Origin of the sequence: Pseudactinotalea sp. Z1739 (assembly GCF_049725055.1) — a bacterium.
Lineage (GTDB): Bacteria > Actinomycetota > Actinomycetes > Actinomycetales > Beutenbergiaceae > CALKWS01.
In genome coordinates, this window is record NZ_JBMPQA010000016.1 from 13,230 (window position 1) to 30,657 (window position 17,428).

Annotated in this window: 16 protein-coding genes; 10 read left to right on the top strand and 6 right to left on the bottom strand. The window is 69.4% G+C overall.

Annotated elements, in window-relative coordinates; genetic code table 11:
• Nucleotides 1–30 precede the first annotated feature (30 nt).
• The 3 genes from ACO0LV_RS17025 to ACO0LV_RS17035 are packed head-to-tail and all read left to right on the top strand — an operon-like array spanning nt 31 to nt 2,648.
• Nucleotides 31–1,095 carry a type III polyketide synthase gene (locus ACO0LV_RS17025; RefSeq protein ID WP_424789117.1) on the top strand — a complete coding sequence of 355 codons (1,065 nt, stop codon included), beginning with the start codon at nt 31–33 and terminating at the stop codon, nt 1,093–1,095.
• Nucleotides 1,092–1,622: an isoprenylcysteine carboxyl methyltransferase family protein gene (locus tag ACO0LV_RS17030; protein ID WP_424789118.1), complete on the top strand. Its 531-nt coding sequence runs from the start codon at nt 1,092–1,094 to the stop codon at nt 1,620–1,622. Before ACO0LV_RS17025 ends, ACO0LV_RS17030 begins: the two co-directional genes overlap by 4 nt.
• Nucleotides 1,623–1,625: 3 nt before the next feature.
• A complete protein-coding gene (locus ACO0LV_RS17035) occupies nt 1,626–2,648 on the top strand; it encodes an NAD(P)/FAD-dependent oxidoreductase (RefSeq protein WP_424789119.1) in 1,023 nt (340 codons plus the stop codon).
• Here ACO0LV_RS17035 and ACO0LV_RS17040 read toward each other — a convergent pair.
• Complete coding sequence (locus ACO0LV_RS17040; RefSeq protein ID WP_424789120.1) at nt 2,601–2,852, bottom strand: CDGSH iron-sulfur domain-containing protein; 252 nt, start codon at nt 2,850–2,852, stop codon at nt 2,601–2,603. The two genes, ACO0LV_RS17035 and ACO0LV_RS17040, sit on opposite strands and share 48 nt — an antisense overlap.
• A gap of 20 nt (nt 2,853–2,872) precedes the next feature.
• Nucleotides 2,873–3,964 carry an iron-containing redox enzyme family protein gene (locus ACO0LV_RS17045; protein ID WP_424789121.1) on the bottom strand — a complete coding sequence of 364 codons (1,092 nt, stop codon included), beginning with the start codon at nt 3,962–3,964 and terminating at the stop codon, nt 2,873–2,875.
• Nucleotides 3,965–4,129: 165 nt separating this feature from the next.
• Here ACO0LV_RS17045 and ACO0LV_RS17050 point away from each other — a divergent pair, with 165 nt between their 5' ends.
• Nucleotides 4,130–6,010: an acyl-CoA dehydrogenase family protein gene (locus ACO0LV_RS17050; RefSeq protein ID WP_424789122.1), complete on the top strand. Its 1,881-nt coding sequence runs from the start codon at nt 4,130–4,132 to the stop codon at nt 6,008–6,010.
• A 94-nt stretch (nt 6,011–6,104) separates the two neighbouring features.
• Entirely contained in the window at nt 6,105–7,349 is a 1,245-nt protein-coding gene (locus ACO0LV_RS17055) for an amidohydrolase (protein ID WP_424789123.1), read from the top strand.
• On the opposite strand, the gene ACO0LV_RS17060 is transcribed toward ACO0LV_RS17055, so the two are convergent.
• On the bottom strand, nt 7,350–8,051 hold the full coding sequence (locus tag ACO0LV_RS17060; RefSeq protein ID WP_424789124.1) for a hypothetical protein: 702 nt from the start codon (nt 8,049–8,051) through the stop codon (nt 7,350–7,352).
• Nucleotides 8,052–8,276: 225 nt separating this feature from the next.
• On the opposite strand from ACO0LV_RS17060, the gene ACO0LV_RS17065 reads away from it, so the two are divergent.
• Genes ACO0LV_RS17065 through ACO0LV_RS17085 form a run of 5 tightly spaced genes read left to right on the top strand, consistent with a single transcriptional unit; the run spans nt 8,277 to nt 14,150 of the window.
• Complete coding sequence (locus tag ACO0LV_RS17065; RefSeq protein WP_424789125.1) at nt 8,277–10,115, top strand: ABC transporter substrate-binding protein; 1,839 nt, start codon at nt 8,277–8,279, stop codon at nt 10,113–10,115.
• Complete coding sequence (locus ACO0LV_RS17070; protein ID WP_424789126.1) at nt 10,116–11,183, top strand: ABC transporter permease; 1,068 nt, start codon at nt 10,116–10,118, stop codon at nt 11,181–11,183. It begins immediately after the preceding gene.
• Nucleotides 11,180–12,094: an ABC transporter permease gene (locus tag ACO0LV_RS17075; RefSeq protein WP_424789127.1), complete on the top strand. Its 915-nt coding sequence runs from the start codon at nt 11,180–11,182 to the stop codon at nt 12,092–12,094. The genes ACO0LV_RS17070 and ACO0LV_RS17075 overlap by 4 nt, the downstream gene beginning before the upstream one ends.
• 5 nt (nt 12,095–12,099) lie before the next feature.
• Nucleotides 12,100–13,116, top strand: coding sequence for an ABC transporter ATP-binding protein (locus ACO0LV_RS17080; protein WP_424789128.1), 1,017 nt, complete (start codon nt 12,100–12,102; stop codon nt 13,114–13,116).
• Complete coding sequence (locus tag ACO0LV_RS17085; protein WP_424789129.1) at nt 13,113–14,150, top strand: ABC transporter ATP-binding protein; 1,038 nt, start codon at nt 13,113–13,115, stop codon at nt 14,148–14,150. The genes ACO0LV_RS17080 and ACO0LV_RS17085 overlap by 4 nt, the downstream gene beginning before the upstream one ends.
• 19 nt (nt 14,151–14,169) lie before the next feature.
• On the opposite strand, the gene ACO0LV_RS17090 is transcribed toward ACO0LV_RS17085, so the two are convergent.
• The 3 genes from ACO0LV_RS17090 to pyk are packed head-to-tail and all read right to left on the bottom strand — an operon-like array spanning nt 14,170 to nt 17,383.
• Nucleotides 14,170–15,030: a S66 peptidase family protein gene (locus ACO0LV_RS17090; protein WP_424789130.1), complete on the bottom strand. Its 861-nt coding sequence runs from the start codon at nt 15,028–15,030 to the stop codon at nt 14,170–14,172.
• A 58-nt stretch (nt 15,031–15,088) separates the two neighbouring features.
• Complete coding sequence (locus tag ACO0LV_RS17095; protein WP_424789131.1) at nt 15,089–15,922, bottom strand: M55 family metallopeptidase; 834 nt, start codon at nt 15,920–15,922, stop codon at nt 15,089–15,091.
• A gap of 36 nt (nt 15,923–15,958) precedes the next feature.
• Nucleotides 15,959–17,383 (bottom strand): pyruvate kinase, encoded by a 1,425-nt coding sequence (pyk, locus tag ACO0LV_RS17100; RefSeq protein ID WP_424789132.1) that lies wholly within the window; start codon nt 17,381–17,383, stop codon nt 15,959–15,961.
• Between the last annotated feature and the right edge of the window lie 45 nt (nt 17,384–17,428).

Genomic DNA, 17,428 nt, shown 5'->3' on the forward strand with positions numbered 1-17,428 from the left:
AACCCCGGCGAATATCCGTACGCTCGAGAAATGACACAGGTGCTCGCCGTCGCGCCGGTGCTTCCTGCGCACCGGTACAGCCAGAGCCAACTCACCGATGCACTGGTGCCGATCATCGGAGTGGACGCCCCCGGCGAACGCATGCTGCGGCGCATCCACGGCGGTTGCGAGGTGGACTACCGGCACCTGGCCCTGCCCCTGGAACGTTACGCCGCACTGTCCGACTTCGGGCAGACCAACGACGCATTCATCGAAGCCTCCGTCGAGTTGGGTGCCCTCGCCCTGACCAACGCCCTGCGGGAGGCCGGCCTGACCCCGCAGGATGTCGACCTGGTGGTCTCGGTCACGATCACCGGGCTCGCCGTGCCCTCGCTCGAGGCGCGGATAGCCGAACGGGTGGGGTTGCGCCCCGACGTGGTGCGACTGCCCATCGTGGGCCTCGGGTGCATGGCCGGCGCCGCAGGCACGGCGCGGCTGCATGACTTCCTGCGGGGACGGCCCGACGGCGTTGCTGCTCTGATCAGCGTGGAGCTGTGTTCCCTGACGATCCAGCGTGGTGATGACTCCGGTGCGAACCTGGTGGCCAGTGGGTTGTTCGGCGACGGCGGTGGCGCGCTCATCGCGACCGGAGCGGATCACCATAGCGTGCCGAGCAGCACCGGCCCGCGGGTGCTGGACTCGGCCAGCCGCCTCTACGTCGGAACCGCCGAGGCCATGGGCTGGGACGTGGGCAGCACCGGTCTGCGCATCGTGCTGGGAGCGGAGGTACCCGATCTGGTTCGCGACAACGTGGGCGACGACGTCGCGGCATTCCTCGCCCGCAACGGCCTGTCCATCGCCGATGTGGGCTGGTGGGTGTGCCACCCCGGTGGACCGAAGGTGATCGACTCCCTCGCCGAGACCCTCGGCCTGCCCCACGAAGCCCTGGAACTGACCAGCCGGTCCCTGCGGGAGGTGGGCAACCTCTCCTCGGCCTCGGTCCTGCACATCCTGCGGGCCGCCTTGGACCGCTCGCCCGATCCGGGTACCTTCGGACTGATGATGGCGATGGGTCCGGGATTCAGCCTGGAACTGGTGCTGTTGGAGGCCCGGTGACCTCCCAGATCCTGTTCACCGTGCTGATCGCGGCCGTCGGGCTGGAGCGGGTGGCTGAACTGATCGTCGCGCGCCGCAACGCCGCGTGGGCCTTCGCCCGTGGTGCCTGGGAGGCCGGTGCCGGCCACTACCCGGTGATGGTGGTGCTGCATACCGGGCTGCTCGCCGGTGCCCTGGCGGAGGTGTGGTTGACCCCGGTCCCGTTCGTGCCGGTACTCGGGGTGACGATGCTGGTGCTGGCGTTGGGCTCCCAGGGATTGCGCTGGTGGTGCATCTCCTCCCTGGGGCGGCGCTGGAACACCCGGGTGATCGTGGTACCCGGGCTGCCCTTGGTCCAGGGCGGCCCGTACCGGTGGCTGCGCCACCCCAACTACGTGGCCGTGGTGGTGGAGGGATTCGCCCTGCCGCTGGTGCACTCTGCCTGGATCACCGCGGCGGTGTTCACGGTGGCCAACGCGGCGCTGCTCACCGTGCGCATCCGGACCGAGAACCGCGCGCTCGTGGCCGCAGCACCGGCACAGGGCTGAGGCGTGGCCGTTGACCTGGTCATCGCCGGCGCCGGCCCCGCCGGTCTGGCCACCGCACTGCACGCGGTCGCGGCCGGAATGTCGGTGGTGGTGCGTGAGCCGCGCGAGGGCGTGATCGACAAGGCCTGTGGGGAGGGCGTGATGCCCGCGGGGATCGCCCACCTGGAGCGACTCGGTGTGCACCCGAAGGGGCAGGACCTCAAGGGAGTGCGGTACTGCGCTCCGGGCCGGCAGGCCGAGGCGCACTTCCTGGGCCCGCCCGGGCGCGGGGTGCGTCGCACCGAGTTGCACCGCGCACTGCTGCAGGCCACCCGCGAGGCCGGTATCCCCATCGAGCAGACCCGGGTACGGGCGGTCGAATCCCAGGCCAGGGGCGTCGTCGTCGATGGCACGGTGGCCGGGTACCTCATCCTGGCCGACGGCCTACACTCCCCCGGGCGCCGGATGCTCGGGCTGGACCGGCCCACCCGTGGGCCGGGACGGTACGGGTTGCGCCAGCACGTACGCCGTGCGCCGTGGACCGACCATGTCGAGGTGCACTGGTCCGCACACGCGGAGGCCTACGTGACCCCGGTCGCCGAGGACGAGGTCGGCATCGCGATCCTGACCAGCCGGCGGGCACCCTATGAGACCCAGCTGGCCGAGTTCACCGACCTGCGGGCGCGCCTGGCCGGGGCGGCGCCCGCCTCCTCGGTGCGCGGCGCCGGACCGTTGCGCCAGCATGCCCGACGGCGAGTGGCCGGCCGCGTCCTCCTGGTCGGCGATGCCGGGGGGTACCTCGATGCGATCACCGGTGAGGGCGTCAGCCTGGCGCTGGCCCAGGCCCAGGGTGCGATCGAGGCGACCGTGCAGGACCGTCCCGGCAACTATGAACGGACGTGGCGGCGGATCGTGCGCCGCCACTCCATCCTGACGCGGGTGCTCATGGTTGCGGGCGCCTCCCCGCTCCGGCCGCACCTGGTTCCGGCAGCCCAACGCCTACCATGGTTGTTCTCCGCCGCCGTCAACGAGGTCGGACGCGCCTGAGCAGGGCTCGGTCCGGAAGCCGATCGCCTTGTGGCTGCCGTCGCAGAACGGCTTGATGGCCGACGCCCCGCAGCGGCACAGTGCCACGGTCCGGCGCTCCATGGGGATGGGCGTGCCATCGGCCCCGACGATGGTGACACCACCCCGGACCAGGAGCGGTCCGTTCGGATAGGCGGTGATGCTCGGTTCAGCGGGCTGGTTCATACAGTTCCTCCGTCACGGGGTCAGGCCTCGGTCAGCGGCTTGCGCAGGGAGGAACGACCCTCCTGCCAGGCATCCAGCAGGTGCGCCCCGACCCAGTCATCGACCCTCAGGCAGGCCATGGCGCCGAACATGATGTCCTCAAGGAGGGCCGGCTCATCCTCGGCGAGCGAGCCGGCCATGTCGTGCCCGGCGATCTGTTCGTGAACGGCGTCGGCCTCCACATGCTCATCGAAGTACCAGGTCACCTCCGGTCCGAACCCGAGCCGGCGGAAGCCGTCACCGTAGTGCCGGTTGGGGATCGAGGAGGTCATTTCGAAAGCCGCGAGGTGCCCGACCACGGCACCCCGCAGCCTGCGGTTGATCCCGAACATGGACATCAGGTTGTGCGAGGCCAGCGTGACCGCCGGGACATGGTCCACGTAGTGCCCGTAGTGGTCGCAAAGGCCGGCCCCACGCACAGTGCCGGCGAAGATCGCTGAGTGCATCCGTCCGGGATTGCCGCCGCCGTACTCATCGGCCTGGATCTCCACCAGGGCGGCCTTGGCGCGGCCGGTCAGTCGTGGGATGGCCCAGGAGTGCGGGTCCGCCTCCCGGAGGGTGTAGATGCTGCGGTGCACCAGGAACTCCCGGACCTGCTCTGCGGTGGCGTGCTTGGCCACATAACGCGACAGACTCGGACCGCTGGGGGCGGGAGCGGTCAGGCCGAACAGCGCCTCGGCAACCGCCCCCGCCGTGGCCGCCGGCAACTCAGGAGGCCGGATCCGCTCCCGCAACGCGGACTCGAAGGCGTGCTCGAGGTCGGTGCGCAGCCGGATCAATTCGGGGGACCACTCCCACCGGTCCCCGAACGCGTCGAAGGATCCGTAGGCCAGGCTGTAGAGCGCGAACAGGCTCAGTTGCACATCGTCGTCGGTGATGACCTCACCCGCGCGCGCGAGCGCGTGGTCACCGATCGTGGCCAACTCACCGACTCCGTCCATACCAGGACCGCTGAGGAGGTTGAGCAGGTACGAACTCAGTTCCCCGCGGGGTGAGAAGGGGCTGAACGGTGCTGAACCCGGCGGGAGTGCGGCCACAGTCCGGACCTGCTCGCCGAGGGTGTCTTGAGTCATGTTTGCGCTCCCGTATCGGGCCGCGCCGCGGTGGCGCGAGCCTGAACGCACTTTCTCACCGGCATGTGCGGTGTGCATCTCGGCCCGGGGCTCACATCACCACCGTTGCCGCCGCCGCCGGGATACCCGAGACTAGGGGTACCCGCGTCGATGCAGGAGGCCGTCATGGTGCCGAGACCCGAAGTAGACGAACGCGAGGCCCGACGGGTCGCCGAACAGTCCCGGGACACCCGGTGGGACCAGCCGAGTTTCGCCAAGGAACTGTACCTGGGCCGCTTCCGACCGGAGATCCTCCAGAACCACCTGGCCCCGGACTCCGACCCGGACGAAGGCGGCGAGGCCTTCCTGGGGCGACTGCGCGAGGTTCTGGCCGGCATCGACGGCGCCGCGATCGAACGCGAGGCCAAGGTCCCCCAGGTCGTCCTCGACGCTTTGGCGCAGGCCGGGGCGTTCGGGATGAAGATCCCGACCGAGTACGGTGGTGCGGGCCTGGGGCAGGTGTACTACAACCGCGCGCTGATGCTGGTGGGAACGGTCAGCCCCGCGCTCGGTGCGTTGTTGTCGGCGCACCAGTCGATCGGGGTACCCGAGCCGGTACGCCAGTTCGGCACCGAGGAGCAGAAGGCACGGTTCCTGCCCAGGTGCGCCGCCGGTGAGATCTCCGCATTCCTGCTGACCGAGCCCGACGTGGGCTCCGACCCTGCCCGTCTGCACCTGAGGGCCACCCCCGACGAGGACGGCAACTACGTGCTCGACGGCTCCAAACTGTGGGCGACCAACGGGTCGATCGCCGATCTGCTGGTGGTCCTGGGCCGGGTCCCGGAGCAGGACGGACACCCCGGCGGGATCACCGCGTTCGTGGTCGAGGCGGACTCCCCCGGCATCACCATCGAGCGGCGAAATGCGTTCATGGGTCTGCGCGGCCTGGAGAACAGCCTGACCCGCTTCAGCAACGTCGTCGTTCCGGCCGCGAACATGCTCGGCCAGGAGGGCCGGGGCTTGAAGATCGCGCTGAGCACGCTGACCACCGGGCGGCTGTCGATCCCGGCCATGTGCGTCGCGGCCAGCAAGTGGTCCCTCAAGATCGGCCGGGAGTGGGCACGGGAGCGGGTGCAGTGGGGCCGGCCAGTGGGCGAGCACGCCGCAGTGGCGCACCGGATCGCCTTCATGGCCACCAACACCTACGCCCAGGAGGCGGTGCTCGAACTCACCTCCCGGCTCGCCGACGCCGACCGCGCCGACGTGCGGATCGAGGCAGCCCTGGCCAAGCTCTTCACCTCCGAGCGGGCCTGGCTGATCGCCGACCACCTCGTCCAGATCCGTGGGGGCCGCGGGTACGAGACCGCCGACTCCCTACAAGCCCGCGGCGAGCGTGCGGCGCCGGTGGAGCAGGTGTTGCGCGACCTGCGCATCAACCGGATCTTCGAGGGATCCACCGAGATCATGCACCTGCTCATCGCCCGGGACGCGGTCGACACCCACCTGTCGGTGGCCGGTGACATCATCGACCCCGAGGCCACCGGGCAGGACAGGGCCCGCGCCGCCGTCCGCGCTGCGCGCTTCTACGCCGCCTGGCTCCCCGGTCTGCTCGCCGGCCAGGGGATGGTGCCGGGGTCCTACGCCGAGTTCGGCCCGCTAGCCACGCACCTGCGGTTCATCGAGCGGGCCAGTCGCCGGCTGGCCCGGTCCACCTTCTACGGGATGGCCCGCTGGCAGGGCGGGCTCGAGCACAAGCAGGGCTTCCTGGGCCGGGTGGTGGACATCGGCGCCGAACTCTTCGCGATGACCGCGGTGTGCCTCCGCGCGCGGACGCAGCAGGAGGACGGCAGCGCCCCGAATTCTGCTCGGCTGGCCGCGTCGTACTGCCGTCAGGCGCGGCGCACCGTGGCCCGGCTGTTCCACGAACTGTGGATCAACACCGATGCCTCGGATGAGCGGACCGCCCGAGCCGTACTCCGCGGGGACCTCAGCTGGCTGGAAGCGGGAATCCTGGACCCCTCCGAGAACACCGGGCCCTGGATCGCACCGGACGAGGCCCTGCGCTAGCCCACCTGGGGCCCAGCATGCGGACGCCGCCGGCATGCCTGTGTCCGCACCGACGCGGGTCTGCGAGGCTCAGGTCACCAGCGAACGGAGGACTATGCCCACCAGCGAGACGCAGAGCCCTGAGAGGCCCTTCGATCCCGTGCTACGCGAGCAGGTGATCGAGCGTGCCACCAGCCTGCTGGACGAACTCGACGAACTGGCCGGCGCCCTGCACGCCGACCCCGAGACGGCATTCGACGAGCACCGCTCCGCTGCCCGGATCGCCGACCTGCTCACGCGCCACGGCGCGGACGTGGAGGTGGGGGCCTACGGTTTACCGACGGCGTTCCGCGCCGGCGCCGGCACGTCCGGCCCGAAGGTGGCGATCCTGGCCGAGTACGACGCCCTGCCCGAGATCGGGCATGCCTGCGGACACAACCTGATCGCCGCAATGTCGACCGGGGCGTTCCTGGTGGCCCGGGACCTGCTGTCTCAGGCCCACGACGGCGCCCCTGCGTCGGATCCCGGCACCGTGGAACTCATCGGCTCCCCGGCCGAGGAGGGCGGTGGCGGCAAGGAACTCATCCTGCGGGCCGGCGGCTTCGACGACGTCGACGCCGCCCTGATGGTCCATCCCGGCAACACCGACCGACTCGACGGGATGTTCCTGGGCATGCGGCATGTGGAGGTCACCTACACCGGGACAGCGGCCCACGCCGCGGCCGCCCCGGAGCGCGGGTACAACGCCCTGGATGCCGTGGTCACCGCCTACCAGTCGGTGGCCCAGGTGCGCCAGCACATCCTGCCGACCGACCGGGTGCACGGCATCATCACCGACGGCGGTCAGGCGCCCAACATCGTCCCGCACCGAGCGGCGGCGCACTTCTACGTACGCTCCGCCGGTGTGGACAGCCTACGTCACCTGTCCGCCCGGGTGGACGCGGCCCTTCGCGGTGCGGCGACGGCCACCGGCACCACCGCCGAGATCGTCTGGGACCGCCAGCCGGCCTACCTGCCGGTCCGCACCAACTCGGTCCTGACCCGGAGCTTCGCGGGTGTGCTCTCCGGTCGACGCGACCTGGCCGCCAGATCCGGCGGCGGTGCCTCCACGGACATGGGGAACGTGAGCCAGGTGGTCCCGGCGATCCATCCCAGTCTCGACACCACCGGCGCCGACATCCCCGCCCACACCGCCGAGTTCGCCGCCTCCACCCGCACTCCCCCCGCCCGGGACGCCCTGTTGGAGGGGGTGATCGGGATCGCGGGCACCGTGCTGGACGTGCTCAGTGATCCCCAGGTGCTGGCAGCCGCCCGGGCCGAGTTCGCCGAGACCGGCGGGCCCGTGCGCTGGCAGGACTGATCAGTCCACCTCCAGGGAGTCCACCAGTTGTGCGCAGCCGGCCTCGATCACCTCGCGCTCGCTGGTCCACTGGCAGTACAGGTGCAGGAGCTGGTCCCGGGAGAAGAGCCAGTAACCGAGGTAGTCGTAGTTGCTCAGACTCACCGACTGGGTGATCGCGGGGTGGCCGGCCAGCAGCGTCATCTCCGCCTCAGAGATCTCCTCGGCCCCGATCTGGTCGCGGTAGTCCGCCAGCCGGTCCTCCACGGCCGCCAACGGCACCCGGTTGCACCCGTCGGCGGCGCCATCCCAGTCCAGGCCGTCGTAGATCGCGACATTGACCACGTTCAAGATCACCGGATCCTCCACCGGCTCGGCCACCCACAGGTCCACCAGGTTCTCCACCGGATTGTCCTCGTAATAGGAGAACGTCTCCACGAACCCCTCCGGGGTGGACCACTGGGCACCGGCCAGGTCCAATGACGCCAGCATCAACCCCTCGTCCTCATCCAGGGCGTCCGGATCACCGCACTCCAGGAACTCCGGGGGCAGGGTGACGCGCTCACGATCGCCGCTGTCATCGCCGTCGGGCTTCTTGGCCTGGTCGGCTCCCGGAGCAGCCCCACCCGGGTCCTGGACCTCATCCTCGGGGGTGCACCCCAGGAGCATCCCGGTCAGCGCTGCCGCAGCAAGCGCCGCTGCCCAGCGGTTCGCGCGCATCACGACGTCCTCCTGTCGACCGATCTCACCGGGCCCCTCGGCCCCGCCGATCAGATTAACTCAGTGTCCACCGGAGGATCTGCGGCCCTGGTGAAATGTGTGTCGTGGCACACACGGGTAACCAAGCACCGCTATGGTGGTGCATCTGGCAAACCGTTGACCATCCCCGGCCGCGGTTGTCAGGACATCGACGTCCAGTGCCACGCTGATCAGGAGGCCGAACGAATTATGACCCACGGACGAGGAATGTGGCGCAGAATCGCCGCCACCGCGGGGGCGATCGCCATAGGAGCGGCCCTCACCGTCCCGGCCCATGCCGCCGGTGAGGAGGAGGTCGAGGACGACCTCGACGAACAGGGCGAGTACGAGGAGTTCGCCGGTAACGACGTCCTGACCATCGCCACCGGCCAGTCCATCGAGAACTGGAACCCCTTCATCCAGATCTACGTGATCGAGCACCAGTTCCGGCAATTGCAGTACGAGCCCTTGGTGCGGATGAGCGCGGAGGACTACAGCCCCACTGAGGGACTGGCCGAAGACTGGGAGGAGTCCGAGGACGGGCTCACCTGGACCTTCCACCTGCGCGAGGCCACCTGGCACGACGGAGAGGAGTTCACCGCCGACGACGTGGTGTACACCTACCACATCATCGAGAACGACCCGGTGATCAGTGCCCGCAATGCCGACGTGGTGGAGTTGATCGAGAACGTCGAGGCGATCGATGACCGGACCGTGGAGTTCACCCTGAGCAGCCCTTCGGTGAACCTGGAGGGCAGCGACCAGGTGATCGTGCCCGAACACATCTGGTCCGAGTACGAGGGTGAATGGAACGAGTACGGGAACGACGACTTCCCGATCGTCGGGATCGGTCCGTACCAGATGGTCGACTTCTCCACCGACGCCTACATCCGGTACGAGGCCTTCGATGACTACTGGCAGGGCGCGCCCGGTTTCAGTGAACTCGTCTACCAGTACTACACCGAGCCGGACACCGCGGTGGCAGCCCTGGAGGCCGGTGAGGTCGACCTGGTCGGCGGGTTGAACGAGGCCCAACTGGGCCGGGTCGAGGGCCTGGACCACATCACCACGAACGTGGCCCCGGACCGGCGCTGGCTGGCGTTCCGGTTCAACACCGGTGCCGTCACCCGCGATGGTGAGGAGTTCGGCAGCGGGCACCCCGCCCTTGCGGACCCGCAGGTGCGCCGCGCGCTGCACCACGCGGTGGACAAACAGGAACTGATCGAACGAGTCCGCGGCGGCTACGGCGAGGTGGCCCACTCCATCGTGCCGAACGTGTTCAGCACGATCCACTGGGAGCCCAGCGACGACGAACGGATGGACTTCGACCTCGATGAGGCCGGCCGCTTGTTGGATGAGGCCGGCTACGAGATGGGCGACGACGGCGTGCGTGTCGGTCCCGACGGCGAACCGTTGTCCCTGGTGTTCGGCGTGGACGCCGGCAACGCCGAGCGCGAAGGCACGGCCCAGTTCATCGCCGAGTGGTTCAACGAGATCGGCGTGGAGACCGAACAGCGCATCTCCGAGGACGTCCAGGACGAGTTCGACGAGGGCAACATCGACCTGGCCTTCACCGGCTGGGGCATCAACCCGAACCCGACCTACAACCTGAACCGGCAGAGCTGCGGGCAGTTGCCCGCCGCACCCGGCGACGGCACCACGGACACCTTCTACTGCAACGAGGAGTTCGACTCGCTGGTGCGGGACCAGGAGTCCGAGACCGACCCGGACGCCCGGGCGGAGTTGTTGTTCGAGGCCCAGCGGATCCTGTACGAGGACTCCCCGATCATCTTCCTCTGGTACCCCACGGTGATGGAGGCCTACAACAGCACCGCTGTCGGGGACTTCACCACCCAGCCGGCCGATGAGGGCATGATCATGGGCCAGATCGGCTCCTGGGCCTACCACTCCGCGAGCCCGACCGGCGAGAGCGTCGGCGGGGCGAGCACCGCCGTGCTCATCGGTGTCGGTGTGGTGGTGCTGCTCGGGGTGGCCGTCCTGGTGGTGGTCCTGGTGCGTCGTCGTCAAACCGCCGAGGAACGCGAGTAGATGACGTCCGATGCAACGACCGCGCTGCCGGCCGGGTCCGAGGACGACCCGGCCGGTGGCGCGCCGGACGACGGCGCCCGATCGGGCGCGGGCACGGGGCTGGCGAAGTACCTGCTGAACCGGGTCAGCGGCGCGATCGTGTCGCTGCTGGCGGTGCTGTTCACCGCGTTCTTCATCTTCCGGATCCTGCCCGGGGACCCCATCCAGAACCTGATGACGGACATGCAGTCGGCCTCTCCGGAACTGGAGCGGGCGCTGCGGGCCGAGTGGGGTCTGGACGACCCCCTGCACATCCAGTTCTGGTCCTACCTGACCGGAACCCTCAGCGGAGACTTCGGCACCTCGATCCAGTACCAGGTCCCGGTTCTGCAACTGTTCGCCGACCGGGTGTTGCCCACGGTGCTGCTGGGTGGGGTGGCGCTCATCCTGTCTGTGCTGATCGGGTTCTCGCTCGGCGCGAAGTCGGCCTGGCTGAACGGCTCGAAGTTCGACCGGCGCAACGTCAACATCGCGCTGATCTTCTTCTCCGCTCCCACCTTCTGGGTGGCGATGATCGCCATCATCATCTTCTCCCGGGAACTGCGCCTGTTCCCGACCGGGCGGATGGTCTCGGCGCACACTCCGGACCGGTTCTGGCCCCAGTTCCTCGACATCGCCCACCACATGGTGCTGCCCACCATCACGCTCACCGCGATGATTTACGCCGGGTACCTGCTCACCATGAGGGCCTCGATGCTCGACGAGATGGGCAATGACTACATCACCACCGCGCGCGCCAAGGGGTTGCGTGATGTGGTGGTGCGGCGCCGGCACGCGATGCGCAACGCCCTGTTGCCCACCACGACGTTGGTGTTCATGGCGATCGGCAACGTCATCAACGGTGCGCTGGTCACCGAGATGATCTACACCTGGCCCGGCCTCGGCTACACCTTCTTCCAGGCGATCGCGGTGCCGGACTACCCGGTCCTGCAGGGACTCTTCGTGATCTTCGCCTCGGCCACGGTGCTAGCCAACCTGGCCGCGGACATCCTGTACTGGTTCATCGACCCGAGGGCGCGCAAGACATGAGCACCGAGAACGCCGCCGCCACCGTGCGCAGCGCGCGCGCACTGCGTATGCGCCGCTGGCGCCAGTCCATGCGCACCATCTGGAACGACTTCCGCCTGCAGCGATCCGGGGTCGCCGGCCTGATCGGGCTGAGCGTCTTCGTGATGATCGCGATCATCACCCCGATTGTGGTCGCAGAGGAGTCGCTCAGCGTGACGCAGGCGACCGGTGGCCGGATGGCACCGCCCACCTCGGAGTACTGGCTGGGCACCGACGAGTTCGGCCGGTCCGTGCTGCTGCTGACCCTGTACGGCACCCAGGTCACCCTGGTGATCGGGATCGCCGCGGCCCTGGTGGCGATGGTGATCGGCACGTTCGTGGGCATCGTCGCGGGGCACTTCGAGGGCCGCGTCTCCTGGGTGCTGATGCGGATCGCCGAGTGGTTCATGAACCTGCCCACCCTGGTGCTGGCGATCGTGCTCGTGGTTGTGCTGGGACGGAGCATGTGGGTGCTGATCATCGCGATCGGCATTACCTCCTGGGCCGGGACCTCCAGGGTGATCCGGGCGCAGACGCGTGGTATCGAGGGCCGCCCCTACCTGGAACGTGCCCGGGCCCTGGGTGCCGGGCACTGGCACCAGATGGGCCGGCACGTGCTGCCCAACGTCACCCCGCTGGTGCTCGCCAGCACCATCATGGCGATCGCCGGGGCGATCCTGACCGAGTCCACCCTGGCGTTCCTTGGGCTGTACGACCCGAACAACCTCTCCTGGGGCATGCTCCTCAACCGCGCCTGGTCCAACGGTGCGATGAGCGCCGGGGCTTGGTGGTACGTGCTGCCCCCGGGCTTCATGATCCTGCTCGTGGTGCTGAGTTTCACCCTGTGCGGCCGGGCCCTGGAAGTGGCCCTCAACCCCCGATTGCGTCGGTGAGCCTCGTGACACTGCTTCAGATCCAGGACCTGCACGTCACCTACTCCGGCTCACGCGGGACCATCCCCGCGGTGCGCGGGGTCGACCTGAGCCTGGACCCGGGCCGCACCATCGGCCTGGCCGGTGAGTCCGGGTGCGGCAAGTCCACCCTGGCCGCGGCGATCCTGCGGTTGCTGCCCCCGCAGACCGAGGTGACGGGCAAGATCCTGCTCGACGGCAAGGACGTCCTCGACATGTCCTTCGGCGCGCTGCGCGCGGTCCGGTGGTCCTCGGCGTCGATCATCTTCCAGGGCGCGATGCACGCGCTGAACCCGATGCACAGGATCGGGGCGCAGATCGCCGAACCGATCCTGCTGCACGAGCAGGTCGAGGAGAAGGTCGCGCGCAAGCGGGTGGCCGAGTTGCTCGACCAGGTCGGGCTCCCGGTGTGGCGGTCCTCGAGTTACCCCCACGAACTCTCCGGCGGGCAACGCCAGCGGGTGATGATCGCCATGGCCCTGGCGTGCAACCCGGACCTGATCATCGCCGACGAGGCCACCACCGCGCTCGACGTGATGGTCCAGGCCCAGGTCCTGGACCTGATCAGCAACCTGGTCCGGGAACGTGACGTGGGGATGATCATGATCAGTCACGACCTGTCGGTGCTGGCCGATACCTGCGACGAGGTGGCGGTGATGTATGCCGGCAAGGTGGTGGAGCAGGGCCGCGCGCACGAGGTGTTCGCCGGCGCCCGCCACCCCTACTCCGACGCGCTCGCCTCCGCGTTCCCGGTGATCGGGGACGTCGAGGCCCGGCACCGCCCGCGCGGTCTGGCAGGGGACCCGCCCGATCCGACCGACCTGCCGAGCGGATGCACGTTCCACCCGCGCTGCCCGGTGGCCCGGGACGACTGCCTCACCGTGGTCCCGCCGCTGGAGGCCCTGGCTGAAGATCCGCAGCGCCGCAGCGCCTGCCACGTCGCCCAGGACGGTCTGCCGATCCGCACGCCCGCTCCCGTCCGACTGGAGGAGTCCACCACGTGAGTGACCAGATCCTGTCCGCACGCGACCTGCACGTCACCTTCGGCCTGCCCGATGGCCGTGAGGCCAAGGCGGTCGCCGGGGTCAACCTCGACGTGGCGCCCGGGGAGATCGTGGCCCTGGCCGGTGAGTCCGGTTGTGGCAAGACCACGCTGGCGCGCACGCTGCTCGGGCTGGAGGCGCCTACCGCCGGCACGGTGACCTTCGGTGGCAGGCCGCTGGGCACCAAGGTGCGGGAGTTGCGTGCCTTCCGGAAGAAGGTGCAGTTGGTACTGCAGGACCCCACCGGCGCCCTCAACCCCCGGCACACCGTCTACGACGCGGTCGCCGAGGGTCTACGGATCCACGGGATCGACGACGACGAGCACACCCGGGTCTGCGAGGCGCTCGCCCAGGCCGGGCTGCGCCCGCCCGAGCGGTTCCTGCTGTCCTACCCGCACGAACTCTCCGGCGGCCAGCGTCAGCGGGTGGTGATCGCCGGGGCACTGGCACTGGATCCGGCCATCATCATCGCCGACGAGCCGGTGGCCTCCCTGGATGCCTCGGTGCGCGGGGAGATCCTGGCGCTGCTGCTGCGCCTGCGCCGGGACTTCGGCCTGGGCGCCCTGGTCGTCACCCACGATCTCGGTCTGGCCTGGTCCATCGCGGACCGGATCGCGGTGATGTATCTGGGCCGGATCGTGGAACTGGGCGATGTGGAACAGATCCTCACCGACCCCCAGCACCCTTACACGAAGGCGCTGGTCTCGGTGCTGCCGGACTCCCCCGTCGGCGATCACATCGTGCTCGCCGGTGAGCCACCCGATGCCACGTCGGTGCCGGGCGGGTGCCGGTTCCACCCGCGCTGCCCGGTCCTGGCCAGTGGTGAGGCGGACCAGGCCGGGGTCGCGTCCGACTGCCGCACCGTGGATCTGCCGGTGCTGGCCGCCCACTCCTCCGAGCGGCAGGTGGCGTGTCACTACGCCCATCGGGTGCTCGGAGCGAGCCTGGGTCCGGGTGCCGGTGAGATCGAGCAGGTGCGGGCCGACCTGACCTGACCTGCCCGCGTCCACCGACTCAGGCCAGGGCCGGTTCGTACAGGTGGATCCCGGCGTCCTCGACCACCGCCGGCACTCCCAGCGGGACCGTCGCCGAACGGGAGCCATGACCGAACCCGACGTCGGTCAGCACCGGCACACCGAGTGGGCTGAGGCGGTCGATCAGGACCTCATCGACCCCGTCCTCGCAGTCGTGCCAGGACCCCGCGACCACCGCGGCGACGCCGGTCAGCCAGCCCGATCGCAGGAGTTCGGTGAGCATCCGGTCGATCTGGTAACGCTTCTCATCCACGTCCTCGATCACCAGGATCGACCCGGCCGCGCTCCGTGGTCCGGTGGGCCCACCCACGCCGCTGGCGAGCAGGCTCAGGCATCCGCCCATGGTGATCCCGCCGGCCCGTCCGCCGATCAGGGCACGGGCACCGGTGGCGGTGATGGTCCGGACCAGTTCGGGTTCGAACAGCATCCGGCGCAGCATCGCCCTGGTGGGTTCGTCGCTGGTGAAGGGTTCGGCACCGATCATCGGGGCGTGCAGGGTGACCACACCGAGGCGGGTGCCGATGGCCTGGTGCAGGGCTGTGACGTCGGAGTACCCGGCCAGGATCTTGGGCCGGGCCCGGCCCATCGCCTCGAAGTCCAGGAGGTCCACCATCCGGAAGGCACCGTACCCGCCCCGGGCACAGAGGATCGCATCGATCCGGGGATCGCACCAGGCGGCCTGGAAGTCGCCGGCCCGTTGGGCGTCGGTGCCGGCGAGGTAGTCCAGTTCGGGGTGGGTCGCCACAGCATGGGGGGCCACGGCCACCTCCAGTCCCCAGGAGCGCAGCACCTGCACGCCACGCTCGAGCCGGTCGGGCGGGACGGGGCCGCTCGGGGACACCACCGCCACGGTGTCCCCGCGCCGCAGCCGGGGCGGCCGGATGCGCTCGGGCTCCACCTCAGCCGTACCGGTGCTCGGTGGCCGCAGAGACCAGCGTGCAGACGGCCTTGAAACACCGGATCATGTCGTAGGCCGTGGCGCTGGTGAACTCCACGGTACGGTCCCCGGTCCGCACCACCGTGGGCACCACTGTCGCGGCCTCGGCGAGTTGGGTGGCGTCGGTCTCGACCTGCACCGTGAAGGGACCATGGTTCACACCCTCGACCTGCCCGGCAAGGGACATCGCGGCGGCGGCGGACTCCTTGATCTGGGCGTGGGTACGCGCGGGCGGCCGGCAGTCCGCGGTGTACCGAGCCACGTAGTCCTTGACCGCCACCGTGCGCGCCTGCGGCGCGTACGTGGCGGCATCGGCACAGGTGCGATCATCACCGGTGATCAGCACGACCGGCACGCCGTACGCGGCTGCGACGTGGGCATTCAACAGCCCCTCACTGCCGATCCGACCGTTCACCAGCACGTTGGTCAACGACCCGGGGATGTAGGTGTGCGAGAGCACGCCCTGGGTCCCGGCTGCGGTGTGATAGCCCAGGAAAGCCACGCCATCCACCGCGCCGCGCTGGATACCCTCGACCATCGTCAGTTCCTTGTGCCGCCCGGTGATCATCGTGGCCCGTGGGTCCAGTTCCTCCAGGAGCAGGTTGCGCATCGTCGAGTGGGCCTCATTGACGAGCACCTCGCTCGCGCCCCCATCGAAGAATCCCTCGATAGCGGCGTTGACGTCGGAGGTGAACAAGGGTCGGCAGCGTTCCCACTCGGGCGCCCCCGGCTCGCAGTCCGCGGGCCAGGTGACGCCGGTGGCGCCCTCCATGTCCGCCGAGATCAGTATCCGCATCGTCACACCGTAGCCGCGCACGCTTCGCCGTTTGGTTCAGCGCGCGGGGAACTCCTCCCCCACGGTGTGCAACCGGATGGAGTTCGTGGTGCCCGATTTCCCGGGGGGCATTCCGGCGACGACGACCACCTGGTCCCCGTCCGCGGCGAGGTCATCCCCGCGTAGCACGTTGTCGAGCTGGTCGACCATGTCGTCGGTGTGCTGGACCTGGTCCACGGTGAAGCTCTGGATTCCCCAGGACAGTGCGAGTTGGTTCCGGACACCTTCATCGGGCGTGAACGCCAGCAGCGGGATCGCCGAACGGAGCCGGGACATCCTGCGCGCGGAGTCACCGGACTGGGTGAAGCAGGCCAGGTACTCCGCCCCCAGGGTCTCTCCGATCTGGGCGGCGGCCTTGGTGATCACACCCCCTCTGGTGTGCGGTGTGGCCCGTAGCCGGGTGACCCGTTCCAGGCCGTGCACCTCGGTGTTCGTGATGATGCGTGCCATCGTCTCGACGCACTCGATCGGATACTGGCCCACCGAGGTCTCCCCGGACAGCATCACCGCGTCGGCGCCGTCCAACACGGCGTTGGCGCAGTCGGAGGCCTCGGCGCGAGTGGGCCGGGGCGCGGAGATCATCGACTCCAGCACCTGGGTGGCCACGATCACCGGTTTGGCGTTGCGCAACGCCAGTTCGGTGGCGCGCTTCTGCACCAGCGGCACCTGCTCCAGCGGGAGCTCCACGCCCAGGTCGCCGCGGGCCACCATGATGGCGTCGAAGGCATCGACGATCTCCGCGAGGTTGTCCACCGCCTGGGGCTTCTCGATCTTGGCGATCACCGGGACGGTGCGTCCCTCCTCGTCCATGATCGCCTTGACGTCGTCGTAATCGGCTGCGGAGCGCACGAAGGACAGCGCGATCATGTCCGCCCCAAGGCGCAGCGCCCAGCGCAGGTCCTCGGCGTCCTTCTCCGAGAGCGCCGGAACGTTCACCGCGACCCCGGGCAGGTTCAGTCCCTTGTTGTTCGACACCGGGCCGGGGACCTCCACGCGGGTCACCACGCGCGGGCCGTCCACCTCGGTGACCCGTACCGCGACCCGACCGTCGTCGATCAGGATCCTGTCGCCGGCGTGCACGTCCCCGGGCAGGCCCTCGAACGTGGTGGATACCAGATCCTTGGTGCCCGGGACGTCCTCGGTGGTGATGGTGAAGACGTCACCCTCGGCGAGGTCGTGTCCGCCCTCGACGAAGCGTCCGAGCCGGATCTTGGGACCCTGCAGGTCCACCAGCACCGCCACCGCACGCCCCGAGGCCCTGGCCGCAGCACGCACGTTGGCGTACACCGCCTCGTGGGTGGCGACGTCGCCGTGGCTGCGGTTGATCCGGGCCACGTCCATTCCGGCATCGACCAGCTTCTGAACCATGTCCATCGATTCGGTGGCGGGACCCAAGGTGCACACGATCTTCGCTCTTCGCATGCTCCAACCCTATTGTGTCTGCGGGGTGGCTCGTGCCACTGCCCC